The sequence below is a fragment of the Methylobacterium sp. WL12 genome (genome assembly GCF_008039475.1).
GTDB classification, from domain to species: Bacteria; Pseudomonadota; Alphaproteobacteria; order Rhizobiales; family Beijerinckiaceae; genus Methylobacterium; species Methylobacterium cerastii.
Window position 1 is genome coordinate 1 of the sequence record NZ_VRUW01000021.1, and the last position, 26148, is coordinate 26148.

Annotated in this window: 30 protein-coding genes; 10 read left to right on the forward strand and 20 right to left on the reverse strand. The window is 74.1% G+C overall.

The features are described from left to right. Both FV226_RS10510 and FV226_RS10515 read left to right on the forward strand, forming a co-directional pair. Nucleotides 1-329: hypothetical protein (locus FV226_RS10510; RefSeq protein WP_348644095.1), on the forward strand; the 329-nt coding region annotated here is incomplete at its 5' end. Then, a complete protein-coding gene (locus FV226_RS10515; RefSeq protein WP_147762860.1) occupies nt 316-819 on the forward strand; it encodes a hypothetical protein in 504 nt (167 codons plus the stop codon). The genes FV226_RS10510 and FV226_RS10515, both read left to right, overlap by 14 nt. 532 nt (nt 820-1351) lie before the next feature. On the opposite strand, the gene FV226_RS10520 is transcribed toward FV226_RS10515, so the two are convergent. Beyond that, on the reverse strand, nt 1352-1531 hold the full coding sequence (locus tag FV226_RS10520) for a hypothetical protein (RefSeq protein WP_147762861.1): 180 nt from the start codon (nt 1529-1531) through the stop codon (nt 1352-1354). Nucleotides 1532-1538: 7 nt separating this feature from the next. Then, a complete protein-coding gene (locus tag FV226_RS10525; protein WP_147753892.1) occupies nt 1539-1766 on the reverse strand; it encodes a hypothetical protein in 228 nt (75 codons plus the stop codon). A gap of 224 nt (nt 1767-1990) precedes the next feature. On the opposite strand from FV226_RS10525, the gene FV226_RS10530 reads away from it, so the two are divergent. Both FV226_RS10530 and FV226_RS29075 read left to right on the forward strand, forming a co-directional pair. Next, nucleotides 1991-2455, forward strand: a complete 465-nt coding sequence (locus FV226_RS10530; protein WP_348644096.1) for an SDR family NAD(P)-dependent oxidoreductase — start codon at nt 1991-1993, stop codon at nt 2453-2455. Between the two features lie 64 nt (nt 2456-2519). After that, the gene (locus tag FV226_RS29075) at nt 2520-2681 is read left to right on the forward strand and encodes a hypothetical protein (protein ID WP_348644097.1); all 162 of its coding nucleotides are present in this window, start codon (nt 2520-2522) and stop codon (nt 2679-2681) included. A 47-nt stretch (nt 2682-2728) separates the two neighbouring features. On the opposite strand, the gene FV226_RS10535 is transcribed toward FV226_RS29075, so the two are convergent. The 6 genes from FV226_RS10535 to FV226_RS10560 all read right to left on the reverse strand — a co-directional run bounded on the left by FV226_RS10535 (nt 2729) and on the right by FV226_RS10560 (nt 7066). Next, nucleotides 2729-2914, reverse strand: coding sequence for a ribosome modulation factor (locus FV226_RS10535; protein WP_147753890.1), 186 nt, complete (start codon nt 2912-2914; stop codon nt 2729-2731). 40 nt (nt 2915-2954) lie between these two features. Continuing rightward, entirely contained in the window at nt 2955-3839 is an 885-nt protein-coding gene (locus FV226_RS10540) for an NAD(P)H-hydrate dehydratase (protein ID WP_147762862.1), read from the reverse strand. A gap of 40 nt (nt 3840-3879) precedes the next feature. Further along, nucleotides 3880-4650: a histidine phosphatase family protein gene (locus FV226_RS10545; RefSeq protein ID WP_147762863.1), complete on the reverse strand. Its 771-nt coding sequence runs from the start codon at nt 4648-4650 to the stop codon at nt 3880-3882. A gap of 223 nt (nt 4651-4873) precedes the next feature. Then, on the reverse strand, nt 4874-5263 hold the full coding sequence (locus FV226_RS10550; RefSeq protein WP_147762864.1) for a hypothetical protein: 390 nt from the start codon (nt 5261-5263) through the stop codon (nt 4874-4876). A gap of 139 nt (nt 5264-5402) precedes the next feature. Then, nucleotides 5403-6029: an alpha/beta hydrolase gene (locus FV226_RS10555; RefSeq protein ID WP_147762865.1), complete on the reverse strand. Its 627-nt coding sequence runs from the start codon at nt 6027-6029 to the stop codon at nt 5403-5405. Nucleotides 6030-6091: 62 nt separating this feature from the next. Further along, nucleotides 6092-7066: a VOC family protein gene (locus FV226_RS10560; RefSeq protein ID WP_147762866.1), complete on the reverse strand. Its 975-nt coding sequence runs from the start codon at nt 7064-7066 to the stop codon at nt 6092-6094. A 168-nt stretch (nt 7067-7234) separates the two neighbouring features. On the opposite strand from FV226_RS10560, the gene FV226_RS10565 reads away from it, so the two are divergent. Next, nucleotides 7235-8581 carry a hemolysin family protein gene (locus tag FV226_RS10565; protein WP_147762867.1) on the forward strand — a complete coding sequence of 449 codons (1347 nt, stop codon included), beginning with the start codon at nt 7235-7237 and terminating at the stop codon, nt 8579-8581. Nucleotides 8582-8654: 73 nt separating this feature from the next. Continuing rightward, the gene (gene chrA / locus FV226_RS10570; protein ID WP_246691552.1) at nt 8655-10034 is read left to right on the forward strand and encodes a chromate transporter; all 1380 of its coding nucleotides are present in this window, start codon (nt 8655-8657) and stop codon (nt 10032-10034) included. Nucleotides 10035-10097: 63 nt separating this feature from the next. Here chrA and FV226_RS10575 read toward each other — a convergent pair whose 3' ends face one another. The 3 genes from FV226_RS10575 to FV226_RS10585 all read right to left on the reverse strand — a co-directional run bounded on the left by FV226_RS10575 (nt 10098) and on the right by FV226_RS10585 (nt 13005). Beyond that, nucleotides 10098-10370, reverse strand: coding sequence for a hypothetical protein (locus FV226_RS10575; RefSeq protein ID WP_147753882.1), 273 nt, complete (start codon nt 10368-10370; stop codon nt 10098-10100). Between the two features lie 81 nt (nt 10371-10451). Continuing rightward, nucleotides 10452-11648 (reverse strand): DUF1501 domain-containing protein, encoded by a 1197-nt coding sequence (locus FV226_RS10580; protein ID WP_147762869.1) that lies wholly within the window; start codon nt 11646-11648, stop codon nt 10452-10454. A 4-nt stretch (nt 11649-11652) separates the two neighbouring features. Continuing rightward, complete coding sequence (locus tag FV226_RS10585; RefSeq protein WP_147762870.1) at nt 11653-13005, reverse strand: DUF1800 domain-containing protein; 1353 nt, start codon at nt 13003-13005, stop codon at nt 11653-11655. 244 nt (nt 13006-13249) lie between these two features. Between FV226_RS10585 and FV226_RS10590 the strand changes: the two genes are divergently transcribed. Next, on the forward strand, nt 13250-13969 hold the full coding sequence (locus FV226_RS10590; RefSeq protein ID WP_147762871.1) for a response regulator: 720 nt from the start codon (nt 13250-13252) through the stop codon (nt 13967-13969). After that, nucleotides 13966-15363, forward strand: coding sequence for an ATP-binding protein (locus tag FV226_RS10595; RefSeq protein WP_147762872.1), 1398 nt, complete (start codon nt 13966-13968; stop codon nt 15361-15363). Before FV226_RS10590 ends, FV226_RS10595 begins: the two co-directional genes overlap by 4 nt. 12 nt (nt 15364-15375) lie before the next feature. Here the strand turns inward: FV226_RS10595 and FV226_RS10600 are convergent, their stop codons facing one another. The 7 genes from FV226_RS10600 to FV226_RS10635 all read right to left on the reverse strand — a co-directional run bounded on the left by FV226_RS10600 (nt 15376) and on the right by FV226_RS10635 (nt 22952). After that, nucleotides 15376-17085, reverse strand: coding sequence for an IlvD/Edd family dehydratase (locus FV226_RS10600; RefSeq protein WP_147762873.1), 1710 nt, complete (start codon nt 17083-17085; stop codon nt 15376-15378). 458 nt (nt 17086-17543) lie between these two features. Continuing rightward, nucleotides 17544-18521 (reverse strand): NAD(P)-dependent oxidoreductase, encoded by a 978-nt coding sequence (locus FV226_RS10610; RefSeq protein WP_246691544.1) that lies wholly within the window; start codon nt 18519-18521, stop codon nt 17544-17546. A gap of 44 nt (nt 18522-18565) precedes the next feature. Then, a complete protein-coding gene (gene rsmD, locus FV226_RS10615) occupies nt 18566-19123 on the reverse strand; it encodes a 16S rRNA (guanine(966)-N(2))-methyltransferase RsmD (protein ID WP_246691545.1) in 558 nt (185 codons plus the stop codon). Next, nucleotides 19120-21525: a pseudouridine synthase gene (locus tag FV226_RS10620; RefSeq protein ID WP_246691546.1), complete on the reverse strand. Its 2406-nt coding sequence runs from the start codon at nt 21523-21525 to the stop codon at nt 19120-19122. The genes rsmD and FV226_RS10620 overlap by 4 nt, the downstream gene beginning before the upstream one ends. Nucleotides 21526-21725: 200 nt before the next feature. Then, nucleotides 21726-22346: a LysE family translocator gene (locus tag FV226_RS10625; protein ID WP_147762875.1), complete on the reverse strand. Its 621-nt coding sequence runs from the start codon at nt 22344-22346 to the stop codon at nt 21726-21728. 138 nt (nt 22347-22484) lie between these two features. After that, on the reverse strand, nt 22485-22661 hold the full coding sequence (locus FV226_RS10630; RefSeq protein WP_147754530.1) for a DUF1328 domain-containing protein: 177 nt from the start codon (nt 22659-22661) through the stop codon (nt 22485-22487). Between the two features lie 114 nt (nt 22662-22775). Continuing rightward, entirely contained in the window at nt 22776-22952 is a 177-nt protein-coding gene (locus FV226_RS10635) for a CsbD family protein (protein WP_147762876.1), read from the reverse strand. 145 nt (nt 22953-23097) lie between these two features. Here FV226_RS10635 and FV226_RS28570 point away from each other — a divergent pair, with 145 nt between their 5' ends. Both FV226_RS28570 and FV226_RS10645 read left to right on the forward strand, forming a co-directional pair. Next, nucleotides 23098-23610 (forward strand): nucleoside deaminase, encoded by a 513-nt coding sequence (locus FV226_RS28570; RefSeq protein ID WP_281406035.1) that lies wholly within the window; start codon nt 23098-23100, stop codon nt 23608-23610. A gap of 69 nt (nt 23611-23679) precedes the next feature. Continuing rightward, nucleotides 23680-24384, forward strand: coding sequence for an SDR family NAD(P)-dependent oxidoreductase (locus FV226_RS10645; protein WP_147762878.1), 705 nt, complete (start codon nt 23680-23682; stop codon nt 24382-24384). A 43-nt stretch (nt 24385-24427) separates the two neighbouring features. Here FV226_RS10645 and FV226_RS10650 read toward each other — a convergent pair whose 3' ends face one another. Next, nucleotides 24428-24844, reverse strand: coding sequence for a RidA family protein (locus tag FV226_RS10650; protein WP_147762879.1), 417 nt, complete (start codon nt 24842-24844; stop codon nt 24428-24430). Between the two features lie 8 nt (nt 24845-24852). Continuing rightward, complete coding sequence (locus FV226_RS10655; RefSeq protein ID WP_147762880.1) at nt 24853-26037, reverse strand: alanine racemase; 1185 nt, start codon at nt 26035-26037, stop codon at nt 24853-24855. Nucleotides 26038-26148: the final 111 nt, after the last annotated feature.

The following is a 26148-nucleotide window of genomic DNA, read 5'->3' on the forward strand; positions in this document are numbered from 1 at the left end:
GGGGCGGGGGTGAGGGCGGGGGTGACGGAATGACCGGACGGACGATGCGGCTCGCGCTGTTGGCCGCGCTGCTTCCGGTGTCGCCGCTGGCGGCGGAGCCCGGCCGACGCCCCGCCGACGTGGAGCGCTACCTGACGCGCCTGACCGGCTGCCGGCACTGGACCGGCGAAGACGCCTACGACGCGGCCCGGGGGCGGGAGATCGCCGACGCGGTGAAGGACCTGGGCTGCGACGCCCTCGACGCGGACGAGGCGCGCCTGCGCCGTCGCCATGGCCGGAGCCCTGCGATCCTAAAGATCCTCGACGCGGCGCGCGATGCGGGCGGCTGAGCGCGGCGCCGACGCCGACGAATCGGTTCGCCGTCGCGTCGCCCGGTTGCTGCACGTGCCGCCCCTCGCGCTGCTGTTCGCGCTCGGCCTGGCGCCGCTGTTCCTCCTGTTTCCGCTCCTGCCCGGCGGGGCCGAGGCCGACGCGGCCCGGCGGCCGGTGGCGCTCTGGCTCGGCGCGGCGTTGCTCGCGGGTTTCGCGGGAACCGTCGCGGGCGCGGCCCGGCCGCTCTACCGGGCGGCGATGCACATCCTTGCCGCCTCGCTGCTATCGATCCCGGCGATGCGCCTCGCGCTCCGGTCCGGCGTTCCGGTCCCGCACGGCCTCGCCGCCTGGCTCGGCCTCGACGGGGAATCGGCGATGGATGCCGACCTGTACGAAATCTGGCTCCTCGCCTGGCTCACCGCGTTCGGCCTGGTGGCGGCCGTCCGGCACGGCCTCGCCCGGTTTCGGCGCACGCGCGCTGCCGCGCCGCCGGTGCTTGACCGGTGATCCGCCGCCGACATAGCTCGCCAGGCGCGGCGTCGCCCCGTCCGCAACGGAGTCGTTCATGACCTGGCGCAAGCCGCTCGTCCTCGCCGCGGCGCTCGGCCTGTCGATCGCGGCCGCCCACGCGCAAACCGCTTCCCTCGACGTGCCGGTCCAGCCTGGCGCGGACGGGCCTGAGCTCGACGCCTGCCCGCGGTTGGCAGCCGTCACCGGCCTCGACCCGAAGGGCGACGACTTCCTCTCGGTGCGCAGCGGCCCCGGCGGCCGCCCCTACCGCGAGGTCGATCGCATCCATACGGGCCAGCGCCTGTCGGTCTGCGAGACCCGTGGGCCGTGGCTCGGCGTCGTGTACGCGGACCGGGAGGGACGGGATTGCGGCGTCGCGACGCCCTGGCCGCGCCGGACCGCCTACGCGGGACCGTGCCGGTCCGGCTGGGTCCACCGGCGCTACGTCACCGACCTGGCCGGCTCAGCAATTCGCAGGCGGCCGGAGGGGCAGGCGTCGATCCAGAGCCGACCCCGCGCGTGCCTTCCCCTACCCGCCCTTCGCCAGCAGGAAGAACGCGGTTCCGATGGCCAGGAGGCTTCGCGAGACCCAGCCGCAGGTGGTGGCGCCGACGCCGTCGTCGAGCGTCCGCAGGTGGGCGACCTGCGCGAACATCGCCGCCCAGTAGGCGGACCACAGGCCGAGGATGGAGGCCGTCGTGGTCGACACGGTCGGGCTACCGGACCGCGTGCGCCGACCGCCGCTCGTGGCGCCAGGAGGCGACCGCGTCGCGACGGGCCTCGTAGGCGCGCCGGACGGACGAGCCGTCCACGCCGCGCCCCTCCGGCCCGTAGCCGAACCGGAGGACGCCCTCGGGGCCGTAGAGCCGGCTCACCTCCGCCCGCCAGAGGCGATCGGTGCGGGCGAGTGCCGCCTCGGTCTCCGCCAGTCGCTTCGCATGCATCGAGGGGGTCCTGTCCGGCGGTGTCGCAGGGTCAACGCGGCTCGGCCCCATCCGCTCCGGGCGTTGCCACGCGACAAACCGTTTCCTCGACAGGCCGGCTCCGGGACCTATCCTGAAGCGATGCCTCCCCTCATCGATGCCGTCACGAGAGCCGTCGCAGGCGGCGCTTCATCGGCCTTGCCGCGCAGGCCGGTCGTCGTAATGCCCAGCCGGGGATGTGCGCCTTGACCGCCCGCAGGGCGCTGGTCGTCGGCGCCTCCCGCGGCCTCGGGCTCGGCCTCGTCGCCCGGTTCCTCGATCGCGGATGGGACGTGACGGCCACCGTGCGCCGCCCTTCCGCCGCCCTGTCCGGCCTCGCGACCGACGGCCGGCTGCGGATCGAGGCGGGCGTCGACATCGACGACGACGCGGCGGTGACCGCCCTGCGCAGGACGCTCGCGGACGCGCCGGCCTTCGACCTCGTCTTCGTGGTCGCGGGCGTCGCCACCCAGGCCGGCACGCCGGCCGCCGCGATGCCGCGCGCGGTGGCGACGGCGGTCTTCCAGACGAACGCCCTCAGCCCGATCCGCTTCGCCGAGGCGTTCCACGCGCGCGTGGCCCCCGACGGGCTCGTCGTCCTGATGACTTCGAAGCTCGGCTCGGTCTCGCTGAACCGCGGCGGCGGCTGGAGCAGCTACCGCGCGAGCTAAGGCGGCGCTCAACACCCTGGCCCGCTCCTTCACCGGGCAGCACGCCAAGGCCGCCTGGGGCGTCGTGCTGATGCATCCGGGCTGGGTGCGCACGGATCTCGGCGGCCGGCGCGCGACCCACGACGTCGAGACCAGCGCGCGCGGCATCGTCACGGTGCTCGAACGGCACCTCGGGCAGCGCGGCTGCGTCTTCCTCGACCACGCCGGGCAGACCGTGCCCTGGTAGTCCATGCGCCGCGGGCGTTTCCGACGGCCAAACGCCGTCGCCCGGGCTCAGGCCTGCGGCGCGGGACGATCCTCGAGCGTGTCGCCGCGCAGGGCCGCGTCGTAGCCCGCGAGCCAGAGGTCGTGCGCCTCCATGCCTTCGGCATAGGGGCAGTCCTCGCGGCGCAGGGTCTTGCCCGGCGCGTAGAAGCCGAGCGCGTAGTGGTCCAGGTTGTCGTCCGGCGGCTGCGCCATGGGGTCCTCGCTTCGCAAACGTTGGGGGCCGGACTCGGCCTCAGGTCATCACCTCGGCGAGGATGCAGGGCACCTCCGCCGGGATCTCGCGCGCCAGGAAGCCGATCCCGCCGTAGCGGCGGGCGAGCCGGCGACCGGCTTCGCCGTGGGCGTAGACGCTCCACAGGGCCGCCGCCTCGGGCTCGGCCCCGCGGGCGAGCAGCCCGACGATCAGGCCCGCGAGCGTGTCGCCCGAGCCCGAGATCGCCAGCCCGACATGCCCCATCTCGTAGCACCAGGCGCGGCCGTCGGGGGAGACGACCTGCGTCCGGCCGCCCTTCATCACCGTCACCGTGCCGAAGCGCTCGGTGGCGCGGCGCGCCGCGGCCAGCGGGTCGGCCTCGACGGCCTCGCGATCCAGGTCGAGGAGCTTGGCCATCTCGCCCGCATGCGGGGTGATGATCGCCGGCCTGGACAGGCTTCGGGTCAGGTCCGGGTCGGCGCGGAGCGCAACGAGCGCCCCGGCGTCGAGGACGAACGCCGCCTCCTTGCCCCCGCGCACGAGGGCGGACACCACGGCTTCGGTGTCGGCGTCCTCGCTCATGCCCGGACCGGTCAGGATCGCGTCGACGGCGCGCGACCGCCCCGCGAGGTCGTCGGCGCAGTCGCGGCCGATGCCGCCGCCCTCGGTCTGCGCCAAGCCGACCACCAGGGCTTCCGGCACGGCGATGCCGACCGGGATCGCGAGGTCGCGGCACACGCCGATCTGGAGCTTGCCCGCGCCGACGCGCATCGCCGCGTTGGCGCTCAGCAGCACGGCACCGGGCAGGCCCGTGCACCCGGCCACGATAAGGACGCAGCCGCGGCCGTCCTTGCTGTCGCCCTCCGGCTTGGGGGGCGCCATGCCGCGGAGCACGTGCTCGGTCAGCGGTGTCACGGCGCCCATGGCTGTCCTCCGGTCGGTTTCCGACGATGGTGCAACGCTGTCAACTCTTGGCGTCCGCTTCGTTGGCGTCGGGTTCGGAAGTAACGGGAGCACCCTGTGCCTCAAGGGGTGCGACGAAGTTGTAGCGGATCAGGTCGAGGGCGGGGCCGGGCGCGGCGACCGCCGCGGGGGCGTATTCCGTGACGCCGCAATTGGCGACGTCGCCCTGCGCGTCGATGGCCAGGATCTCAGCCTCGGTCCTATTCTCCAGCAGGTAGCGCAGGCACAGGACCACCACCTGGTGGGCGACCAGGAGGATGCGCTGGCCCTCGTAATGCAGCGCCATCGTGTCCAGTGCGCTGCGCAGGCGCAGGATGACGTCGCACCAGCTCTCGCCGCCCGGCGGCCGGTGGTAGAACTTGCCGAGGTCGGTGCGGAGTTCCGCCTGCTCGGGGTGCAACTGCTCGATGCCGGCGCGGGTGAGGCGATCGAGGATGCCGAACTCCTTCTCGCGCAGGCGCTCGTCGACCAGCAGCGGCGGCGCGCCGGCGGCGAGCGCCCCCGATGCGCGGATCGCCTCGGCCGTCTGGACCGCGCGGCGGTAGGGCGAGGCCAGGACGAGGTTCGGCCGCGCGTCGGCGGGCATCGCGGCGAACCAGCGCCCGAGGGCTTCGGCCTGCCGGTGGCCGCGTTCGCTCAACGGCACGTCGACGTCGCGCTCGGCGATGTCGATCCGCGTCGCGCCGGCGGCCTGGGCCGCATCGCGGGCGACGTTGCCGGCGCTCTCGCCATGGCGGACGATCCAGAGGCGAAGCGGCTGTCTGTGCGGCACGGAAGTCTCCAGCCGCCACCGGTCGGCCGGCGCGGCATCGGTTGTCGAGGTGGACGACGGTTGCGCAGGCGCAAACCGTCGCGGCGGCCGGAACGATCCTTACGAAGGGCCCGAGGAAGCCCGCCAACGTCAACCGGGGGGGCTCGCAGTCGTCGCACGCGGCGACGGCGATTTCGCCAGGACCCCGGCTCGAACGCAGGCGACGCATCAGGCCGTGGGGTGCTCAGCTCCGCGCGGCGACCGGACGGCCGGCGGGGCCGAAGCCGTGCTTCGCCCCGGCCCGGCTGACGACGCCGAACCGCAGCACCGCCTGTTCCAGGTAGTCGATCGCCGCGATCAGGTGCGCGCGCGCCGTCTCGATCGCCTCAGCCCCGTCCTCCGGCCTGCCGTCGGCGAGCTTCACCGCGGCGATCAGCACGCGGTCGCGCTCGTCCTCGATCCGCCGGTCGCGCTCGACCGAGCCGCGGATCTCGGCGTCGAAGGCGGCGACCACCGACCAGGGGAGGGCGTCGGCGCCGACCTGGTCGACGAAAGTCTGGACGACGAAGGCCTGGGCGTGCCAACGCCCGGCGGCGGCGGCCCGGCGCAGGGTTTCGGCGAGGTCGGCATCCATGGAAAGCTCCCGCGTCCGTGCGCGTCCTGCCGGGCGTCGGCAGGGCGCGGCGTGCCTTCCTATACGCTTGCACGCCGCGAGGGAGCGCCTGCGGGGGATGGCCGCGGATCGGGGGCGGCCCTCAGGCCGGCGGCGGCTCTCAAGCCGGCGGCGCTTCGCGCGCCATCCAGGCTTCGACGCCGGCGAGGTCGGCCTGCGACAGGCCGTGCCCGGCCGGAAGCGTGGCGTGCTCGACGCGGGCTCCGGCCGCCGTGAGGAGGGCGGCGAGCCGCGCCGCGTTCTCGGCCGGCACGATCGGGTCGGCCGCGCCCGACAGCAGCAGCACGGGCCGGCCCGCGAGGTCCGCCGGCGCGGCGTCCGACAGCGGCACCATCGGCCGCAGCAGCACGGCGCCCGCCAGCGTTTCGGGGTGCAGCAGAAGCATCGCGGCGGCGATGTTGGCGCCGTTCGAGAAGCCGAGCGCCAGCGGTGCCGGAAGGCCGTAACGCGCCCGCGCCGCCGCCACGAACCCGGCGAGGTCGGCCGCGCGGCGGCGCACGTCGTCGGCGTCGAACACGCCCTCGGACAGGCGGCGGAAGAAGCGCGGCATGCCGTTCTCCAGGACCGGACCGCGCGGCGACAGCAGGGCCGCGCCCGGCGACACCCGTCGGCCGAGCGGCAGCAGGTCGGCCTCGTCGCCGCCGGTGCCGTGCAGGAGGAGCAGGGGGCGAACGGACGCGTCGCCCGGCTCGAAACGGTGGACGAAGCCGAGATCGGTGGTGGTCATGACGGACTTCCAGGAAGCGGGCAGGGCAATCCCGCCCCGTAGGCGCGGGGCGGGAAGACGGGTCAGGCGAGGTCGGGCGAGGCGAGGTCGGGCAAGGCGAGGTCGGGCAAGGCGAGGTCGGGCAAGGCGGCCGCGATCCGCGCCCGGTGCGGTTCGAGGCCGGCCGGCAGCTTCAAGGCGCAGCCGAGGGTGGCGAGCGGCTCGTCGATGGCGAAGCCCGGCGCATCGGTCGCGATCTCGAACAGCACGCCGCCGGGCTCGCGGAAGTAGACCGAGCGGAAGTACTGGCGGTCGCGCTGCTCGGTGACCGCGAGGCCGTGGTCGGCGGAGAGCCGCGCCACCATCGCCGCCTGGGCCGCGTCGTCGGCGGCCCGGAAGGCGATGTGGTGCACCGACCCGGCGCCCTGTCGCCCGCGGGCGACCGCGCCGGCCGCCTCGAGGGTCACGAAGCCGCCGGCCGCCGCGTCCCCGGCGAAACGGATCGACGCGCCCTCGCGCGCGGTCTCGCGGAAGCCGAGGCCGTCGGCGAGGATCGCCGCGGTCGGGCCGGTCTCGGCGAGGCGCAACGTGACCCCGTGCAGGCCGCGCACCGCGTGCTCGGCCGGCACCGCGCCGCCGCCCCAGGCCGGCTCCGGCTCCGCCCCGTTGACGCCGACCAGGGCCAGCCGCATCCCGTCGGGATCGCGGAAGCGCAGGGTCGGCTCGCCGAAGACGCTCGCCGGCGCGTCGTGATCGACGGACGTCGCGACGAAGCGGTGGATCCACCAGCCGATCGCGGCCCGCGGCACCCGCAGCGCGATCTCCTGCGTCTCGCCGACGCCGAGCCGGCCCGGCGCCGCATGCGCGATCGGGAAGAAGGTCAGCAGCGTGCCGGGGCGGCCGGTCTCGTCGCCGTAATAGAGGTGGTAGGTGCCCGGGTCGTCGAAGTTGACGGTCGTCTTGACGAGCCGCAGCCCGAGCACCCGGGTGTAGAAGTCGCGGTTGCGCGACGCCGGGCCGGAAAAGGCGGTGACGTGGTGAAGGCCGATCTCGGACATGACGTATCTCCTTTGAGAGCGCCGCCCGGCGCTCGCGATCGGCTTGATTTGAGGATCATCCCGGCGATTTGAAACGGAAACGATGGAAACCCATCGTTTCTGATTTTGCTTTCCGCGAAGCACTGCTGGCCGAGACCTTCGACGTGGCCCGGCGCGCCGCCGGCTGCTATGGCGGGGCGTTCGACACGACGGGAGACGGCGATTTCCGACGATGCATGGGCGACCGCGCTGGGGCTGCTCGCGGTCCTCGTCCTGGTGCTGGCCAACGGCTTCTTCGTGGCGGCCGAATTCGCCCTGGTCTCGGTGCGCCGGAGCCGCGTCGCCGAACTCGTCGCCGAGCGGCGCGCGAACGCGGCGGCGCTGCAGCGGGCGACCGACCGCCTCGACGCGCATCTGGCCGCGACGCAGCTCGGCATCACCCTGTCGTCGCTGGCGCTGGGCTGGGTCGGCGAGCCGGCGCTCGCCCACCTGATCGCGCCGGCGGTGGACGGGCTGCCGCTCTCGCTCGGGCCGGTCGCCGCCCATTCCATCGCGGTGGCGATCGCCTTCGCCCTGATCACGTCGCTGCACATCGTGCTCGGCGAGCTGGCGCCCAAGAGCCTCGCGCTCCAGCGCAGCGAACGCACCGCGCTCGCGGTGGTCCGCCCCCTCGGCCTCTTCCTGTTCGTGTTCCGGCCGGCGATCCTGTTCCTCAACGGGCTCGGCAACGGCGTGCTGCGCCTGTTCGGCCTCCAGCCGGGCCATGGCGAGGGCTCGCTGCACTCGACCGCCGAACTCAACCTGCTGATCCAGGCGAGCCAGGAGGCCGGCCTGATCCGCGAGGTCCAGCAGGAGGCGGTCGAGCGGATCTTCGCCATCGGCGAGCGCAGGGTCAGCGACATCATGACCCCGCGCCACGAGGTCGAGTGGGTCGACGCCGACGCCGACCACGCGGCGATCCTCAAGGCCGTGCGCGCCTGCGGCCACGCCCAGGTCGTGGTCAGCCGGGGCCAGGTCGACGAGCTCGTCGGCGTGGTGCGCAAGCAGGACCTGCTCGACCAGGTGCTCGACGGCGACGCGATCGACCTGACGGCCGCGACGCAAGGCCCGATCGTCGTGCACGAGAGCATGACGATCCTGGCGGTGCTCGAAACCTTCCAGAGCCAGCCGATGCGGATGGCGGTGGTCGTCGACGAGTACGGCACCCTGGAGGGCATCGTCACCCAGACCGACCTGCTGGAGGCGATCGCCGGCGACATCCCGGAACCCGGCGAGGAGCCCGACGTGGTCGAACGCGCCGACGGCTCGCTGCTGATCGACGGGATGATCCCGGCCCGCCAGGCGTTCGAGCGGCTGGAACTGGCCGAGACGCCGGATTCCGACGACTTCACGACGCTGGCCGGCTACGTGATCTACGAGCTCGGTCGCATCCCCGCGGCGGGCGACGCGTTCGAGGCCGGCGGCTGGCGCTTCGAGGTGGTCGACATGGACGGGCGCCGCATCGACAAGGTGCTGGCCTCCCGCGTGGCCGCCTAAAACCTCGGACAGCCCGGCCGCGGCGGGCGCACGGAAGGCGAAACCCGACATGGCGGACGGCGCCGACATCCCGATGCCAGACACCGCGACGCCCGGGTTGCGGATGCCGAGCCTGGCCGAGGCGGTCCCCGTCTGGGGCCGCATCGCCGCCTTGTCCTTCGGCGGGCCGGCCGGGCAGATCGCGGTGATGCACCGCATCCTCGTCGAGGAGCGGCGCTGGATCTCCGAGGATCGCTTCCTGCACGCGCTGAACTTCTGCACGCTGCTGCCGGGGCCGGAGGCACAGCAGCTCGCGACCTATGTCGGCTGGCTGATGCACGGCACCCGCGGCGGGCTCGTCGCGGGGGGCCTGTTCGTGCTGCCGGGCCTCGTCGCGATCATGGCGCTGAGCTGGATCTACGCGCTGTCGGGCAACGTCGGCGTGGTCGCCGGCCTGTTCTTCGGGCTCAAGGCGGCGGTGCTGGCCGTCGTCGCCGAGGCGGTGCTGCGCATCGGCCGGCGCGCCCTGAAGAGCGCGCCGATGGTGGCGCTGGCGGCGGCCTCGTTCGTCGCGCTGTTCCTGTTCGACCTGCCGTTCCCGGCGGTCGTGCTGGCGGCGGGCTTTTTCGGCTATCTCGGCGGCCGCGCCGGCCTGCCGCAGTTCCGGGTCGGCGGCGGCCACGGCGCGACCGGCGCCGCGAAGGCCGGGCCGTATCTCCTCGGCGACGCGGCGTTGCCGCAGGAGCGCGAGGCCCCCGCGCGCACGCTCCTGACGGCGGCGGCCTGGGCGGCGCTGTGGCTGGTGCCGGTCGCCGCGATCGTCGGCCTCCTCGGCCCCGGCAACGTGTTCGGGCAGATCGCCCTGTTCTTCTCGAAGATGGCGATGGTGACATTCGGCGGCGCCTACGCGGTGCTCGCCTACGTCGCCCAGCAGGCGGTCGGGCAGTTCGGCTGGCTGCGGCCCGGCGAGATGCTCGACGGGCTCGGCATGGCCGAGACCACGCCGGGGCCGCTGATCATGGTGACGCAGTTCGTCGGCTTCCTCGCCGCGTTCCGCAATCCGGGCGGCCTCCCGCCGCTGCTCGCCGGGACGCTGGGGGGCCTGCTCACCACCTGGGTGACCTTCGCGCCGTGCTTCCTCTGGATCTTCGTCGGCGCGCCCTACGTCGAGCGCCTGCGCGGCGACCGAACGCTGGCCGGCGCGCTCTCGGCGATCACGGCGGCGGTGGTCGGGGTGATCCTGAACCTCGCGGTCTGGTTCGCCCTGCACACGCTGTTCGCCCGCCTCGAACCGGTCGCCTTCGGGCCGATCCGCCTCGACCTGCCGGTGCTCGCCAGCCTGGACCCGTGGGCGCTGCTCCTCGCGCTGGGGGCGCTCGTGGCGGTGTTCCGGTTTAGGGCCGGCGTGATCCCGACGCTGGCGGCCTGCTCCGCGGCCGGCATCCTCCTGCATTTGGCAGGCCTCGCCGGGTAAGCTTGCTGCTCCGTGGGCTCGGGGACCACGCCGCCCGGCGAGGGGCGGCGCGGGATCGATCGCTCAGAAGCGGTTCGGCCGGCAGCGGCGGCCGGCGGGGCCGATGTGGAAGCCCCGCGGGCAGGAGCGCCCGCGGACGTAGCCGCCCGCCTGCCCGCCGGTGCGGCAGCCGCCGTAGGGGCCGCGGTGGCCGAACGGGCCGCAGCCACCGTAGACTTGGACGATGTTCGCCTCCGGCGCATCGAGGCCGACGAGGGGAAGCGCCGAGGCCGGCCCCGACAGGGTCGCGGCGAAGGCGCTGGCGAGGATGGCGGCGCCCAGGGATCTGCTCAACATCGGATCGTCCTTTCGTGAGGGGGAGGTGCGGCGCTAGCGCGCCGCACCGGGATTCCGGACTGGCAGGCCAGGAAACGATGGTCAGGCGAGGAGGTCGCGCGTCGGCGCGACGCCTCCGCTGCCCGGGAAGACGGTGTCGGAAAGCGCCCGGTCCGGCAGGCCGAGATGGTCGCGCAGGACGCCCTTCAGCACGGCGCGCAGGTCGAGGGTCGGGCGGAGGTCCCGCCCGTCGAGGAGGGAGGCGGGCGCAAGCCCCGGCCAGTCGGCGACGACCCGGCCGCCGGCCACCGCGCCGCCGGCGAGGAAGGCCGCCGCCGCCGTGCCGTGGTCGGTCCCGTCCGTGCCGTTGGGGTAGGCGGTGCGGCCGAACTCGGTGGCGACCGCGACCACGGTCTCGCCCCAGGCGGGGCCGAGCTCCGCCTTCAGCGCGGCCAGCGCGTCGTCGAGGGCCTTGAGGAGGTGGGCGAGGCGGCCGGAGGCCGGCCCCTCCGCCGCATGGGTGTCCCAGCCGTCGAGCGCCAGGGTCGCGATCCGCGGGCCCTCGGGCCGGGCGAGCACCCGGCCCGCCGCCGCCGCCAGGGTGGCGTAGGACCGGCCCGGGCCGCCTCTGGCTGGTCCTTTGGGAAGCATCGCGTCGAGGCGGTTGCTCTCCGTCAGCGCCGCCAGCAGGCGCGGGTCGCGCTCGCCGTAGAGGCGCTCCAGCCGCATCACGGTGTCATCGAGGGGCGTGCGCAGGTTTCCGGGCGACCAGCTCATCACCGGGGCGGGCCCGCGCATCACCAGGGGCACCGTCGCGCCGCAGGCGAAGAGGTCGCGTCCGCGGGCCGGTCCGGCGGCCGGGAGCAGGCCGGCCGCACGGTTGAGCCAGCCGGTCGCGCTGCCGTTCGGGCTGGGAGTGCCGTTGTCCAAAACGTCCTGCCCGTCGAAATGCGAGCGCTCGCGATAGGGCGTCGCCACCGCGTGCAGCATCAAGGCCTCGCGGGCGTCGAACAGCCCCTTCAGGAACGGCAGGTTCGGGTTGAGCCCGAACAGGCCGCCGAGCGGCAGCGCCGCGCCGTCGCCGGAAGCCGGCAGCGCGAGCGCGCCGCGCAAGCTCGCATAGGCCGGGTCGCCGAGGGCGGGCAGGAAGGCGAGCCCGTCGAGGGCGCCGCGCAGGATCACGAAGACGAAGCGCGGATCGCGGGTGGTGGCCGAAGCGATCCGCGGCATCAGGGCGGAAACCGCCAGCGTCGAGCCGGCGGCGAGCAGGCCGCGGCGGGTCGGAAGGTGGAGGCGCATCGACCTATCTCCGCTGGAATTCCGGGCTCATCAGGAGGAGGGCGAGGCCCTGCGCCCCGGTTTCGGCCCGGGCGATCTCGCGCCGGGTGGCCGCGGAGAGCAGCGGCCCGAACGCGTCCTCGGCGAGCGCGACCGGGTTGTCCGCGGGCGGCGCCCGCTCGCAGGCCTCGGCGGCCCAGTCGATCCGGGCCTTGAAGGCGTGCGGCGCGAGCCATTCGGCGGCGGCGTCCGGCCAGCCGCGCGGGCTCGGCGGCGCGAAGGTGCGCTGCCCGAAGGCGGCGAGCGCGCGCAGGGTGCGGCCGTCGCCCGCGCCGATGCCGGGCACGAGGCGGGCCGCGCTCAGCACGAACTCGTAGGGCGTCTTGAACTTGCGCGGCGCCGGGTCCCACGCCTCCGGCGTCGCGACGAGGGCGGCGGCCACCACGGCGAGGTCGCCGTCGCCCTCGCGGTAGGCGGTGGCGAGGCGCGCCACCGCGCCGTCCGGCGGGTCGTCGGCGATGAAGTGGGTCGCGAGCTTGCGGGCGAGGTGGTGGGCGGTCGCCGGGTGGCGCGCGAGCGCGTCCAGCACCGCGTCGCCCTGCTCCAGCCCGCCCGGTTCGTAGGTCCGGCCGAGGATCGTCGCCGGGCCCGGCTCGTGCCGGTTGGGACTGAACAGGAAGCGCCCGGCATCCGGCCGGTCGGCCCGCGGCGGCACCCAGCCGCGCCCGGTGAGGACCGCGGCCAGCGCCGTGACGTCGGCCTGGCCGTAGCCGCCGTCGACGCCCAGCGTGTGCAATTCCAGGGTCTCGCGGGCGAGGTTCTCGTTGAGGCCGAGGCCGCGGCGCGCGCCGGCCACCGAGCCCGGGCCGACGGAGCGCTGGTTGTCGAGGTAGATCAGCATCGCCGGGTGGCGCTGCACGGCCCGGAGCATGTCGGCGAAGCGCCCGAGCACGTGCGGGCGGATCGCCTCGCGCTCGAAGGCGCCGGCGAGCACGCGGACCGGCCCCTTGTCGGCCGAGACCGCGAAGTGGTTGGCGAAGAACAGCGCCAGCCGCTCGACGAAGCCGGCCTCCGTCGCCACGCCGTGCGCGAGCCGCGCCGCGACCTCGGTCCGCCCGATCGTTCGCCGGACCTGCCCGGGATCGACCGCCTGCGCCGCAGGCTCGGCCGCCGGATCGCGCTTCGCCCGGCGGGCCTGCGCGAGCTGCCTCGCCGCCGCATCGGAGGACAGGAGCGCAGGGTCGTCGATCAGGGCCGCGGCGGGCTGCGACAGCTGCGCGCGAAGCCATCCGCGGGGGTCGGCGGCGATGCGGGCGACCTCCCCCGGCCGCGCGCCGACTCCGAACCGGTTAAGCGCCAGGACGGCGTCCGTGGTCATCGCGTCGATCCTTCGATCCCCCCGCGGCGCACCGCACCGGCGGCTTGGCGAATCTGCTCGGCGAATCGGCCTGGCAAATCGGGTTGGAACGAACCTTGGCCTCGGCCTGTCGCGCAACGATCCCGGGCGGGCGGACTTTCGTGTCGAGCTGTCGCAGGCCGGAGCGCCGGATACATCTTGCGACGTTGTTTCCCGCGCCCGCGCGCGGGCCGCCGCTAGGATCGGCGGCGAAAGGCTCGACGACATGGACGCTGCCCACCTGCTGGTCGTGGACGACCACCGCGACATCCGCGATCCCTTGGCCGCCTACCTGCGCCGCCACGACCTGCGGGTGAGCGTGGCGGCCGACGCCGCGGCGGCGCGCACGATCCTCAACACCAGCGCCATCGACCTCGTCGTCCTCGACGTGATGATGCCCGGCGAGGACGGGCTCTCGCTCTGCCGCCACATCCGCGAGGTGCACGACACGCCGGTGATCCTGCTGACCGCGATGGCCGAGCAGACCGACCGGATCGTCGGTCTGGAGATCGGCGCGGACGACTACGTGACGAAGCCCTTCGACCCGCGGGAGCTGCTGGCACGGGTGAAGAACCTGCTGCGCCGCGCCGCCGCCCTGCCGCGGGAGCGGGCGGAGCCCGGCGCGCTTCGCCTCGCCTTCGACCGCTGGGTCCTCGACGGCGACCGGCGCGAGCTCGTCGGCGAGGGCGGCGAGGCGGTGGTGCTCAGCACCGCCGAGTTCCGCCTGCTCGCAGCGCTGGTGCGGCGCCCGCGGGTGGTGCTGTCGCGCGACCAGCTCCTCGACCTGACGAGCGGGCGCACGGCCCAGGCCTTCGATCGCAGCATCGACAACCAGGTCAGCCGGCTGCGGCGCAAGCTCGAGCGCGACCCGGCCCATCCCGAGCTGCTGAAGACGGTGTGGGGCGGCGGCTACGTCTTCGCCGCCGACGTGCGGGAGGTCCGGTGATCCGCCTGGTGCCGCGCGCGCTGGTCTGGCGGCTGGCGCTGCTGCTCGTGCTGGCGGTGGTGGCGGCGCAGGCCGCCGCCTTCGCGATGTTCGCGAGCGAGGCGACCCGCGTCGGGCGGGCCGCGGGACGCACCCAGGTGATCGACCGCATCGCCATCCTCGTGCGACTGCTCGACACGGTGCCGGCGGACGCGGTGCCGGGCACCATCGCGGCCTTCAACTCGCCGCGCCATCACTTCTCGATCGGCCAGGCCAGCCTCGTCCCCGACGGGGCGATGGACGCCGACGAGGCGCGGCTGGCGCACGGCCTCGACCGCAGGCTCCAGGCGGATGCGAGCGAGGCGCGGCTCCTCTTGGTGAAGCGCGACTTGGTCAAACACGACGCGGTCAAACACGACTCGGTCGAGCGCGACGTCGCGGACGCCCCCGGCGCCGAGGAGCGCCGGGCCAAACCGGAGGCGCTCCAGGTCTCGGTGCACCTCGCCGACGGGCGCTGGCTCAACGGCGAGGCGCCGGTCGCGCTGCCGACGCCGCCCTGGATGCGGATCGGCCTGTTCCAGATCGCCGCCAGCGTCGTCGCCGTGCTCGTCGCCGTCGGCCTCGGGCTGCGCGGGGTGGTCGGGCCGGTGACCGCCCTGGCGCAGGCCGCCGAGGAGGCCGGGCGCGGCACCCTGGTCGCGCCCCTGCCGGAGCCGGGGCCGGCGGAGCTAAAGACGATGACGATCGCCTTCAACCGGATGCAGGCGCGGCTCCGGGCCTACGTCGACGACCGCACGCGGATGCTGGCCGCCGTGAGCCACGACCTGCGTACGCCCATCGCCTCGCTGTGGCTGCGCGCGGAGATGGTGGAGGACGAGGCGTTGCGCGCCGGCATGGTGCGCACGCTGGGCGACATGAAGCGGATGGTGGAGGCGACCCTGTCGTTTGCCCGCGACGACGCCGCCTCGCAGGCGAGCGGACCCCTCGACCTCACTGAGCTTGCCCGCACCCTGGTCTCGGACCACGTGGCGCTCGGCCGCGACGTCACCCTGTCGGCGCCCGAAACCCTGCCCTTCGCAGGGAGGCCCGACGCCCTGCGGCGGGCGCTGGACAACCTCGTCGAGAACGCGGTTCGCTATGGGGCGCGCGCCCGCATTGCCCTCGACCGCGACGGGGCGGAGGTGCGCATCCGGGTCGAGGATGACGGGCCGGGCATCCCCGCGGACCGGGTCGAGGCGATGTTCGAGCCCTTCGCCCGCCTCGACGACTCGCGCAACGACGAGACCGGCGGCACCGGGCTCGGGCTGGCCATCGCGCGCTCGGCGATCCGCGCGCATGGCGGCGAGATCCGGCTCGCGACCCTGCCGCAGGGGGGCCTGCGCGCGGAAATCGTCCTGCCGGGCGCGGAGGGCTAAGGTTGGGAGCGGTCAGCCGGCCTCGGGCGTCGCGCGCATAAAACCGAAGTCGCAGCCCTCGTCGGCCTGCTCGACCGTCTCGTAGAGCAGGCGGCTGTATCCGCGGGCGGCCCAGGCCGGGCGCTCGGCCGGCCCGGCCTCCGACCGGCGGCGCTCCAGCTCGGCCGGATCGACCAGGAGGTCGATCCGCCGGCCCGCCGTGTCGAGGCGGATGCGGTCGCCGGTGCGCACGAGGCCGAGCGGGCCGCCGTCGGCCGATTCCGGCGTGACGTGCAGCACGATCGTGCCGAAGGCGGTGCCGCTCATCCGCGCGTCGGAGATGCGGACCATGTCCTTCACCCCGGTCGCCAGGATCTTCTTCGGGATCGGCAGGTAGCCGGCCTCCGGCATGCCGGGCGCTCCCTTGGGGCCGGCGTTCTGCAGCACGAGCACGTCGTCAGGGCCGACGTCGAGGTCGGGGTCGTCGATCCGTGCGGTCATGTCGGGGATCGAGGCGAACACCACCGCCCGGCCCTCGTGCTGGAGCAGCGCCGGGCTCGCGGCGCTGTGCTTGATCACGGCGCCGCGCGGCGCGAGGTTTCCGCGCAGCACCGCCATCGCGCCCAGCGGCTTGATCGGGTTGTCGCGCGGCCGGATCACGTCCTGGCCCGGCACGTCCTCGTCCGCCGCGACCACGTCGCGGAGCGTCCCGCCGGCCACCGTCCCGGCGTCGAGGTCGATCAGGTCGCCGAGCTGCGCCATCAGCTTCGGGACGCCGCCGGCATGATGGAAATGCTCCATGTAGTGCTCGCCGGACGGCTTCAGGTCGACGAGCACCGGCACCGCGCGGCCGAGCCGGTCGAAGGCGTCGAGGTCGATTCGGTGCGGCGTGCGGTTGGCGATGGCGGTGAGGTGGATCAGCCCGTTGGTCGAGCCGCCGATCGCCTGGAGCACCACCTGCGCGTTGCGGAACGCTTCCGGCGTCAGCAGCGCGCTCGGGCGCGGACCGCCCGAGACCGCCATCTCGGCGGCGCGCCGGCCGCTGGCCTCGGCGAGGCGGATGCGCTCGGCATGGGGCGCGGGGATCGTCGCCGACATCGGCAGCGACAGGCCCAAGGTCTCGGTGATGCAGGCCATGGTGCTGGCCGTGCCCATCACCATGCAGGTGCCGACGGACGGCGCGAGCCGGCCCTCGACGGCGGCGATCTCGGCCGCGTCGAGCTGGCCGGCGCGGTGCGCGCTCCAGAGCCGGCGGCAATCGGTGCAGGCGCCGAGCACCTCGCCCTTGTGGTGGCCGACGACCATCGGCCCGGTGGGGATCACCACCGTCGGCAGGTCGGCGCTCGCCGCCGCCATGATCTGGGCCGGCAGGGTCTTGTCGCAGCCGCCGATCACGATCACCGCGTCCATCGGCTGGGCGCGGATCATCTCCTCGGTCTCCATCGCCATCAGGTTGCGCAGGAACATCGAGGTCGGGTGCGCGAAGCTCTCGTGAATCGAGATGGTGGGGAACACCATCGGCATCGCGCCGGCCAGCATCACCCCGCGCTTGGCCGCCTCGATCAGCGCCGGCACGTTGCCGTGGCACGGGTTGAAGTCGCTGGCCGTGTCGGTGATGCCGACGATCGACCGGTCGAGGGCGTCGTCGGAATAGCCCGCCGCCTTGATGAAGGCCTTGCGCAGGAACAGCGAGAACCCGGCATCGCCGTAGCTGGTGAGACCCTTCCGCAGGCCCTTGCTCATCGTCTGCTCCTTCGATCCGGACAAGCGCGCGCCCTATCGCGAACGGGCCACCGTATTCGCACGTTTCGCCATGGCGTCGGACGACGCGCGGGTTCCCCCTCTCCCCGCGGGCGGGGAGAGGCCCGCACGGACCTCTTCGTCCGTGCGGGAAGCGAAGGCAACGCCGAAGCGAGGGTGAGGGGGTGCGAACGGATGTGGTTCCTCCGTGGCAGCCCCCTCACCCTCGGCTGCCGCCTCGCTTCGCCGACGACGAGGTCGGAAAAGCCCTCTCTCCCACCGAAGTCGGGCCTGCCCGATTTCGGCAGGTAGGTTCGGATCTCGGGCAAGCCCGAGATCCATGCGGGGCGAGGGGATGCGCGCAAAGCGAACCGCCAGTACCGGCATGCGCGAATCCTGTCGCCCCGCGCACCGTCACGGCCCCCGAGCGCACTTCGGACCCAGGCCGCCGGCGATCGCCCTCAACGCTCCAGCGCGGCCGGGTTCACGAGGTTCCGCGGGCGCTCGCCCGCCAGGATGCGCAGCATCTCCTCGGCGGCGCCCAGGCCCATGGCGCGCAGGCTCGTGGCGGTGGTGCCGGCCACGTGCGGCGTCAGCAGCAGGTTCGGGCAGGCGTGGAGCGGGTGGTCGGGCGCCAGCGGCTGCTGCTCGAACACGTCGAGCGCCGCGCCGCCGAGCCGGCCCGCGTTCAGGGCCGCCGCCACCGCGTCGGTGACGACGATCGGCCCGCGGGCGACGTTGATCAGCACCGCGCCCGGGCGCATCCGCCCGATCAGCGCCGCGTCGACCAGCCCCCGCGTCGCGTCCGTCAGGGGGCAGGCGATCACCACCGCGTCGCTCTCCGAGAACAGCGTCGCGACGTCCACCGGCTCGACGAGGCCGCCATGGTCCGAGGCGGTCCGCGACGAACCGAGCACACGCAGGCCGAAGCCGTGGCGGGCGATCCCGGCGACGCGGCGGCCGATCTCGCCCATCCCGAGGATGCCGAGGGTGGAGCCGCCGACCTCGGCGAGGTCGTTGGCGCGGGTCTTGGCCGCGAGCCACCCGTCACGACGCAGGCCGGCATCGAGGTCGGCGAGCCGCCGCCGCAGGGCGAACAGGGCGGAGAAGACGTACTCGGCCACCGCGCCGGTGTTGCTGCCGGGCAGGTTCGCCACGGGAATCCCGCGGGCGGTGGCGGCCTCCAGCGGCACGAAGTCCAGCCCGACCCCGTGGCGGACGATGCCGCGGAGGTTCGGGGCGTGGTCGAGGATGTCGTCGGGCAGCTGCGCGCGCACGATCATCCCGGCGGTGTCGGGGGCGAGCGCCCGCAGCGTCGCCGCGGCGGTGTCGGGGGCGACGACGACGCGGGCATGGGGCGCCAGCATCGCGACCGCGTCGTCGTGGATCGGGTTGGTCAGGAGGACGAGGGGCAAGGGGGCGATGGACGGAGGGGTCAAGGAAGCGCCTTTCTCACCGGGTGCGAACGCGCCGTATGCGGACCTCAGCCGGTGAAGCGCGCCAGCGTCACCGCCGTGTCGCCGTAAGTCCGCCGTTCGAGCTCGGAGAACCCCGCGGGCAGGGCGACGACGGCGCTGGCGACCTCCTCGACCACCACCAGGGCGTCCTGCGTCAGCCAGCAGCCCTCGGCGGCCGCGGTGAGCGCCGCCGGCGCGAGGTCGCGGCCGTAGGGCGGATCGCAGAACACCAGGGAGAAGCGCCCAGTGGTGCCGGAGGGGCCGAGCTTGGTCGCGTCGCGCCGAAACAGCCGGGTGCGCCCTTCGGCGCCGAACTGCTCGATGTTCTCACGGATCACGCCGCGCGCCTCAGCCCCCTCGTCGACCAGGAGCGCGTAGGCCGCGCCGCGCGACAACGCCTCGAAGCTCAGGGCGCCGGTGCCGGCGAACAGGTCGAGGATGCGGGCGCCCGGCACCGCGTCGTCGTAGGCGTGGGCCAGCACGTTGAACAGGGCCTCGCGCAGGCGGTCCGTGGTCGGGCGGATCGCGTCGGAGCGCGGGGTGGCGAGGCGCCGGCCGCGCCAATCCCCGCCGACGATCCTCACCGCCCGCCGCGGCCGGGCGGACGACCGCCACCGGGCCGGCCGCCGAACCCGCCGGATGGCTTCCCGCCGAACCCTCCGGGCTTGCCCCCGAACCCGCCGGGCTTGCCGCCTGCCGGACGACCGGCCCCGCCGCCGGGCCGGCCCTGGCCGCCCTTGAAGCCGCCTTCGCTGCGCGGCTTGAAGCTGCCCTCGACGCGGCCCTTGTAGCCGGTCTCGCGCTCACCGCCGGGCTTGCCCCCGAACCCGCCGGATGGCTTGCCGCCGAACCCACCGGAATTGCCCTCGAAGCTTCTCGGCTGGCCGGCCGGCTTCTTGCCCTGGTAGCCGCGTCCCTCCGGGCGGGCGCCCTCGGTGCGGCCGCCGTCGCGGCGCTCGCCCTGGTAGCCGCGGGCCTCGCGCGGACGCTCGTTCGCATCCTGCCCGCGGAACCCCGTGCCGCGGTCGCTGCGCGGGGGGCCGCGGTCGGCGCCCTCGTTGAAGCGCGGCGTGTAGGGCCGGTCCGGGCGGGCGCCCGCGTCGCGGTCGTCCCGGCGGCGCTGCGGCTTGGCGCCGTTCTCGTCGCGGGCGTAGCGGCGCTGCGGCGCCGCCTCCTCGGCAGGCGCAGGGCTCGCCGACAGGCGCTCGACCAGCACGCGCCGGTCGCCGGTGTTGATCGCGCCGACGCGCTCGCGCCCGCGGCTCTCCGCGGCGGCGGCCCGCTCGGCCTTCGGGTCGGCGCCGCGGCGCGGCACCTTGGAGGGCCGGAAGCCCTCCGGGTTGTCGGATTCGTCGGCCCGCCAGACCGAACGGCGCGGGCCCGCGCCCATGCCGCCGGTCGGCACGCGGGCCGGCGTCGCCGGACGCATGGGACGCGCGCCGCCGGAGGGCGCACGGCCGCGGGGGGCCTCGTCCCGGCGCGGCCGCTCGGCCTGCGCCTCCTTCTTCGGCGCGCCGAAGGGTGCGATCGGCTCGCGCACCGGGCTCTCGAAGTCGACGCCGGCCTGCGCGGACAGGCCCTTGCCGAGCTGCTCCTTGAGCACCTTGGTCTTGATCTCCTCGGTCAGCCCGACCTCGAGGTCGCCGAGCTGGAACGGCCCGAACGACAGCCGGATCAACCGGTTCACCGAGAGGCCGAGATGCTCGAGGATGCGCTTGACCTCGCGGTTCTTGCCTTCGCGCAGGCCGAGCGTCAGCCAGACGTTGTCGCCGGTGGCGCGGTCGAGGGTCGCCTCGACCGGCCCGTATTCCATCCCGTCGATGGTCACGCCCTTGCGGAGCTGGTCGAGCTCCATCTGGGTGATGTCGCCGAAGGCGCGGACGCGGTAGCGGCGCAGCCAACCGGTGTCGGGGTGGGCGATCACCTTGGCGAGGCCGCCGTCGTTGGTGAGCAGCAGCAGGCCTTCGGTGTTGATGTCGAGGCGGCCGATCGCGACGACGCGCGGCATCTCCTCGGGCATCACCTCGAACACGGTCTGGCGGCCTTCCGGGTCGCGAGCCGTGGTGACGAGGCCCCGCGGCTTGTGGAAGATCCACAACCGGGTGCGCTCGCGGGTCGGCAGCGGCTCGCCGTCGACGGTGATGGCGTCGGCATCGGTGACGTTGATCGCCGGCGTGTCGAGGACGCGGCCGTTCAGGGTGATGCGGCCTTCGGCGATCATCGCCTCGACGTCGCGGCGCGAGGCGATGCCGGCCCGCGCGATCGCCTTGGCGATGCGCTCGCCCTCGTAGGTCTCGGGCGCGGCAGGTTCTGCCTTCGCGGCGGTCTCGGCCTTCGGAGCGGCCTCGACGGCGACCGTCTCCGGAGCGTCGTCGAAGTCCGCGTCCGCATGGGTTTCGACGGGAGCCGAATCGACGGGAGACATGGCGGCGGGGGCCAGGTCGATGGGAGCCGAATCGACAGGAGCCAAGTCGGCGGGGGCCGCGTCGACCGAGGCTGGGTCGAGGGAGGCCGGATCGGCCGGCGCCGGCACGGCCGCAGCCGGGCGGCGACGCAATGGGGCGTCGCCGCCGCGCTCCTTCGGGGCCTTGGCGGCCTTCGTCGGCGCCTTGGCCGTATCCTTCGTCGCGTCCTTCGTCGCGTCCTTGGCCGGACGCTCGTTGGCGTGGCGGTCCTTCGGCCGGGCGCGGGCCACGCGCTCGCGCGGCGCCTCGTCGTCGGCGGAGCGGACGTTGGCGTCGGTGGCCGGGCTCCAAGGCTCCGGTGACGAAGCCGCCGGGCTCGAAGCCGCCGGGCTCGAAGCCTCTTGGCTCGAAGGCTCTTGGCTCGAAGGCTCGTGCGAGGCGGGTTCCTGCTGCGAGGCCTTGTCCCGCGCGGCGGCCGTGCGGCGTGCGGGCCGTGCCTTCGCCGGAGTCTCGGGGGCCTGCGTGGTGTCGGTCCCGCGAACGGGCTCGTCCGCGGAGGGGGTGGTCGGATTGTCGCTCATCGCCAAGCCCATAACAGAGCCGGCTCCGCCACGCGAGACGGATCGTCACCAGGGCACGGCGATCACTTGAAGCCGCGTTCGGCGGCTTCAGGGCGCGAAGAGCGCCCCGCGGAGCGAAAGCCTGAGCCCGCGGAGGCGGGCACCGGCGATTGAGGCCGAAGACAATCAGGGCCAGCGCTGTCGAGCGATGGCCTTGTCGCTCAGGGGCGGCCCGCGAGGAGGCCGAGCCCGAAGCCGACGAAGATCGCGCCGGTGGCGCGGTCGAACAGGCGCCGGAGGGCGGGCCGGGCGAGATGGCGCGCGAGGTGCCGGCCGCCGAGCGCGTAGGTCGCGTACCAGAAGCCTTCCGCGGCGGCGAAGGTCGCGACCAGGATCGCGAGCTGCAGCCCCTGGTCGACGGTGGGATCGATGAATTGCGGCAGGAACGCCGCCGCGAACAGCAGCAGCTTCGGGTTGCTCACGCCGATCAGGAAGCCGCCCCGGAACAGGCGGGCGGCCGACGGCGCCACCGGGTCCGCGCCGACCTCGACCGCGCCGCCGGCTCCGCGCCAGGCCTGGATCCCCAGGAGGATCAGGTATGCGACGCCGGCATAGCGTAGCCACGCGAACAGGTTCGGCGAGGCGGCCAGCACCGCCCCGAGCCCCGTCGCCGAGGCGCAGAGCACCAGCACCACGGCCGAGAGGCACCCGGCCATGGCGAACAGGCTGGCACCGAACCCGAAGCGGAGGCTGCGCGTCATCACGTGCAGCATGTTCGGGCCGGGCGTGCCGGACAGCAGGAAGACGGCGCCGAGGAAGAGCGCCCAGGTGTGGGGATTCATGGGTAGGGGGCCATTGGGGACGATCGCGGTGGCGCGGCCGCGATCCTAAGGCTTGGCGCAGCGCAACGCACCCCCGAACGCGAAAGGGGCGGTCCTTGTCAGACCACCCCTCTCACGACGCAGAACAAATCCGGCCCGTCAGAGCCTCGGCGCACGCCCGCGCATCACGCCGAACACGGCGGAGATCAGGAACAGGGCGATGGCCACAAAGAACACGATCTTGGCCGCCGCCATCGCCGTCCCGGCGATGCCGCCGAAACCGAGGAGCGCCGCGACCAACGCGACCACGAGAAAGGTGATGGCCCAACCGATCATGCAGACCTCCTCAAAACGAATTCTTCAATGCAGGGCTGATGGGGCCCCGACACGGACCCGATCTCCGGGTCCGGGTCGGGACAATTGCATCCGCGGCTCGCTTACTTCTGTCGCTTACTTGCCGACGGCAGACTTCACGTCGCCCTTGACGCCTTCGGCCTTGCCCTTGGCCTCCTGCGCAACGCCGTCGGCCTTCAGGTTCGCGTTGTCGGTCGCGTTGCCGATGCCCTGCTTGGCCTTGCCGATCGCCTCGTTGGCCGCGCCCTTGATCTTGTCGGTGGTGCTGCTCATCGCCGGCTCCTCGTCCTGAATGCGGCCTTGCCGCGCTAGGGGAGAAACGGCGGAAGGCGGATTAATGTTCCGCCGATTAACATTGACCTGTGTAGGGGCGGCGGCGCGCTTCCCGGCGGCGGCGGCGACCGCTAGGAACGTCGTCGTGCCCGACTCGATCCCTCCCGCGAAAACGCGCCTCGCCGCGAACACGACGTCGCTCGCCGGCCGGCCGGGCGAGACGCCGTTCGACCTCGCCTTCGCGGCGGCGCGCCGTGCTGCGGAGGCCGGCGAGGTGCCGGTCGGCGCGGTGGTCGTGCGCGACGACGTGGTGCTCGCGGTGGCGCACAACCGGCCCCGCGCGCTGCGCGATCCGACGGCGCATGCCGAGATCCTGGCCATCCGCGCCGCCTGCGCCGCGCTGGGCGACGAAAGGCTGTCGGGCTGCGACCTCTACGTCACCCTGGAGCCGTGCCCGATGTGCGCGGGCGCGATCGGCTTCGCGCGGATCCGGCGGCTCTATTACGGGGCGGCCGACCCCAAGGGCGGCGGTGTCGAGAACGGTGCGCGCGTGTTCAACCAGCCGACCTGCCACCACGCGCCGGACGTGTATGGCGGCTTTCGCGAGGACGAGGCGGCGCGGATGCTGCGCGACTTCTTCCGCGCGCGGCGCGACTGATCCATTGCGTGGCGCGAACCGCCGCGCGCGCCCGACGTTGCCGGCTCGCACAGCCCGGAGGCCGCATCCATGACGCCGACCTATCATCGCGCCCTGATCGTCGGAGCCGGCTCGGGCTTGAGCGCGGCGCTCGCCCGGCAACTCGCCGCCGACGGGCTGCGGGTCGGCCTGGCGGCGCGCAACGTCGAAAAACTCGACGCGCTGGCCCGCGAGACCGGTGCGTCGGTCCACGCCTGCGACGCGAGTCGGCCGGCCGAGGTCGAGGCACTGTTCGCCGCGATCGAGCCGGCGCTCGGCGGAGCGCCGGACGTGGTGGTCTACAACGCCAGCGGACGCGTGCGCGGCGGCATCGCCGAGCTCGATCCGGAAGCCGTCGCGCAGGCGCTCGCGGTCTCGGCCTTCGGCGGCTTCCTGGTGGCGCAGGCCGCCGCCAAGCGGATGCTGCCCGCCCGCCACGGCGCCATCCTGCTCACCGGGGCCTCGGCGAGCGTGAAGGGATTCGCCGGCTCCTCGGCCTTCGCGATGGGCAAATTCGCCCTGCGCGGCCTGGCCCAGAGCCTCGCGCGCGAATTGCAGCCGCAGGGCATCCACGTCGCGCACTTCGTCATCGATGGCGCGATCCGGAATCCGGCCCGCGCGCCCGAGGCGCCGGACGCGCCCGACAGCCACCTCGACCCGGAGGCCATCGCCCGCAGCTACCGCGACGTGCTGCGCCAGGACCGCAGCGCCTGGACCCAGGAGCTGGAGCTGCGCCCCTGGGTCGAGCGGTACTGAGAGGCGATGGGTTTTGAGGGGGTGGCTCCGCGCGGACCGGTGATCAGGCCGGGTCGGGCCGGGCGGCGATCGCCTCGATCTCGACGAGGTAGCCGTGATGCAGGCCCGGCACCGGCACCACCGCGCGGGCGGGGCGGGCCTCGCCGAACGCCTCGGCATAGATCCGGTCGAAGGCCGGCCAGTTCTCGACTCCGACGAGGTAGGCGGTGACCTTGAGCACGCGCTCCGGCCCGCATCCGGCCTCGCCGAGGATGGCGAGCACGTTGGCGAGCGCCTGCCGCGCCTGCTCCTCGAACGGGCGATCGAAGGTGTGGCTGCCGTCGGGGCGAGGCCCGAGCTGGCCCGAGACGAAGACGAGGTCGCGCCACGCGGTGGCTTGCACGTAATGGCCGGCGGGCTCCGGTACGGCCTTCGTCGCGATGCGCTCGATCGGATGCGTCTTGGCGATTGGATGCGTCATGGAAAAGGTCACCAGCCGGCGATGCGGGGCCACGTGGCCGAGACGCGCCCGGACGCGTCGAGCACGTGGTAGCAGGCGTGCTGCGCCGCCGTGGCGCAGGCATGGTTGGGCAGGATGCGCAGGCGCGCGCCCAAGGCAAGCTCCGGCAGCGCCGCCCTCGACCCGGGGCGGAGGGAGACGATGCCGTGCTCCTGGTTGGCGTCGCGCACGATCAGGTCCGGGTAGGGGCGCCCCGCGGGATCGCAGACGATGCCGTAGCCCTGGTCCACGACCTGGCGCGCGGTGCCGCGGTCGCGCGACAGGGCCATCCATCCGGCATCCACGATGATCCAACCCTTGGCCGCCTGGTGGCCGATCACGGTGGCGAGCACCGACAGGGCGATGTCGTCGGCGCCGCAACTGCCGACGCCCGCCTGGAACAGGTCGCCGAACATGAACACGCCGGCCCGCACCTCGGTGACGCCGTCGAGATCCCCGGCGAACCGCGCGGTCGGCGTCGAGCCGACGCTGACCACGGGGCAGGGGAGGCCGGCCGCGCGCAGGTGCCCGGCCGCCGCGACGGCCGCCGCGCGCTCGGCCTCGGCCGCCGCCGCGATTCGCTCGGGGTCGTCGAGGCCGTAGCTGTCGCCGGCATGCAGCAGCACCCCGCGCAGCTCGGCGCCGCCGTCGACGAGGATGCGGCCGATGGCGACGAGCGTGCCGGCGTCGTCCGGGGCGACGCCGGAGCGGTGCCCGTCGGCGTCGACCTCGATGAGGCAGGGCAGGGAGGCGCAGGAGGGGGCGCAGGAGGGATCGCGGTTGGCCGCCACCCAGGCCGCGACGGCCTCGGCCTGCGCGACGCTGTCGAGGATGATCGCGAGGTCGGCCCCGAATTGCCGGCGGATGCCGCCGACCCGGTCGAGCTTCTGCGGCGCGATGCCGACGCCGTAGGTCAGGTCGGTGACGCCGCCCTCGGCGAAGTAGGCGGCCTCGCGGAGCGTCGAGACCATGGCCGGACCGTGCGGGCCGGTCATCGCGCGCCGCGCGACGGCGAGCGACTTCGGGGTCTTGAGGTGAGGCCGGAACGCGACGCCGAGGCCGGAAAGCCGCTCGCGCATCCGCGCGACGTTGGCGGTCAGGCGCGCCTCGTCGAGGAGCAGGCAGGGGGTGTCGAGGGCGGCGAGCGAATCCGCGGCGACGTCGGCGACGGCCATCGCACTCTCCCTTTCCGGTTGCATCGAGCGCCTTCTAGGCAGAGGCCGGGCGCGGGGCTAGGTCTACGCGAAGACGGCGCCCATGAACGCGGCCGAAGTTCGGAGAAACGC

What these genes read in the sequence shown, in the direction of transcription:
- FV226_RS10600 (WP_147762873.1), bottom strand. Translation starts at nt 17,085, where the DNA reads ATGAGCAAGGGCCTGCGGAAGGGTCTCACCAGCTACGGCGATGCCGGG.
- FV226_RS10535 (WP_147753890.1), bottom strand. Translation starts at nt 2,914, where the DNA reads ATGGCGCAGCCGCCGGACGACAACCTGGACCACTACGCGCTCGGCTTC.
- FV226_RS10645 (WP_147762878.1), top strand. Translation starts at nt 23,680, where the DNA reads ATGACGCCGACCTATCATCGCGCCCTGATCGTCGGAGCCGGCTCGGGC.
- FV226_RS10585 (WP_147762870.1), bottom strand. Translation starts at nt 13,005, where the DNA reads ATGACCACGGACGCCGTCCTGGCGCTTAACCGGTTCGGAGTCGGCGCG.
- FV226_RS10540 (WP_147762862.1), bottom strand. Translation starts at nt 3,839, where the DNA reads ATGGGCGCCGTGACACCGCTGACCGAGCACGTGCTCCGCGGCATGGCG.
- FV226_RS10630 (WP_147754530.1), bottom strand. Translation starts at nt 22,661, where the DNA reads ATGATCGGTTGGGCCATCACCTTTCTCGTGGTCGCGTTGGTCGCGGCG.
- FV226_RS10625 (WP_147762875.1), bottom strand. Translation starts at nt 22,346, where the DNA reads ATGAATCCCCACACCTGGGCGCTCTTCCTCGGCGCCGTCTTCCTGCTG.
- FV226_RS10635 (WP_147762876.1), bottom strand. Translation starts at nt 22,952, where the DNA reads ATGAGCAGCACCACCGACAAGATCAAGGGCGCGGCCAACGAGGCGATC.
- FV226_RS10560 (WP_147762866.1), bottom strand. Translation starts at nt 7,066, where the DNA reads ATGTCCGAGATCGGCCTTCACCACGTCACCGCCTTTTCCGGCCCGGCG.
- FV226_RS10575 (WP_147753882.1), bottom strand. Translation starts at nt 10,370, where the DNA reads ATGTTGAGCAGATCCCTGGGCGCCGCCATCCTCGCCAGCGCCTTCGCC.
- FV226_RS10590 (WP_147762871.1), top strand. Translation starts at nt 13,250, where the DNA reads ATGGACGCTGCCCACCTGCTGGTCGTGGACGACCACCGCGACATCCGC.
- FV226_RS10655 (WP_147762880.1), bottom strand. Translation starts at nt 26,037, where the DNA reads ATGGCCGTCGCCGACGTCGCCGCGGATTCGCTCGCCGCCCTCGACACC.
- FV226_RS10515 (WP_147762860.1), top strand. Translation starts at nt 316, where the DNA reads ATGCGGGCGGCTGAGCGCGGCGCCGACGCCGACGAATCGGTTCGCCGT.
- chrA (WP_246691552.1), top strand. Translation starts at nt 8,655, where the DNA reads ATGCCAGACACCGCGACGCCCGGGTTGCGGATGCCGAGCCTGGCCGAG.
- FV226_RS10555 (WP_147762865.1), bottom strand. Translation starts at nt 6,029, where the DNA reads ATGACCACCACCGATCTCGGCTTCGTCCACCGTTTCGAGCCGGGCGAC.
- FV226_RS10620 (WP_246691546.1), bottom strand. Translation starts at nt 21,525, where the DNA reads ATGAGCGACAATCCGACCACCCCCTCCGCGGACGAGCCCGTTCGCGGG.
- FV226_RS10565 (WP_147762867.1), top strand. Translation starts at nt 7,235, where the DNA reads ATGGCGGGGCGTTCGACACGACGGGAGACGGCGATTTCCGACGATGCA.
- FV226_RS10525 (WP_147753892.1), bottom strand. Translation starts at nt 1,766, where the DNA reads ATGCATGCGAAGCGACTGGCGGAGACCGAGGCGGCACTCGCCCGCACC.
- FV226_RS10650 (WP_147762879.1), bottom strand. Translation starts at nt 24,844, where the DNA reads ATGACGCATCCAATCGCCAAGACGCATCCGATCGAGCGCATCGCGACG.
- FV226_RS10580 (WP_147762869.1), bottom strand. Translation starts at nt 11,648, where the DNA reads ATGCGCCTCCACCTTCCGACCCGCCGCGGCCTGCTCGCCGCCGGCTCG.
- FV226_RS10550 (WP_147762864.1), bottom strand. Translation starts at nt 5,263, where the DNA reads ATGGATGCCGACCTCGCCGAAACCCTGCGCCGGGCCGCCGCCGCCGGG.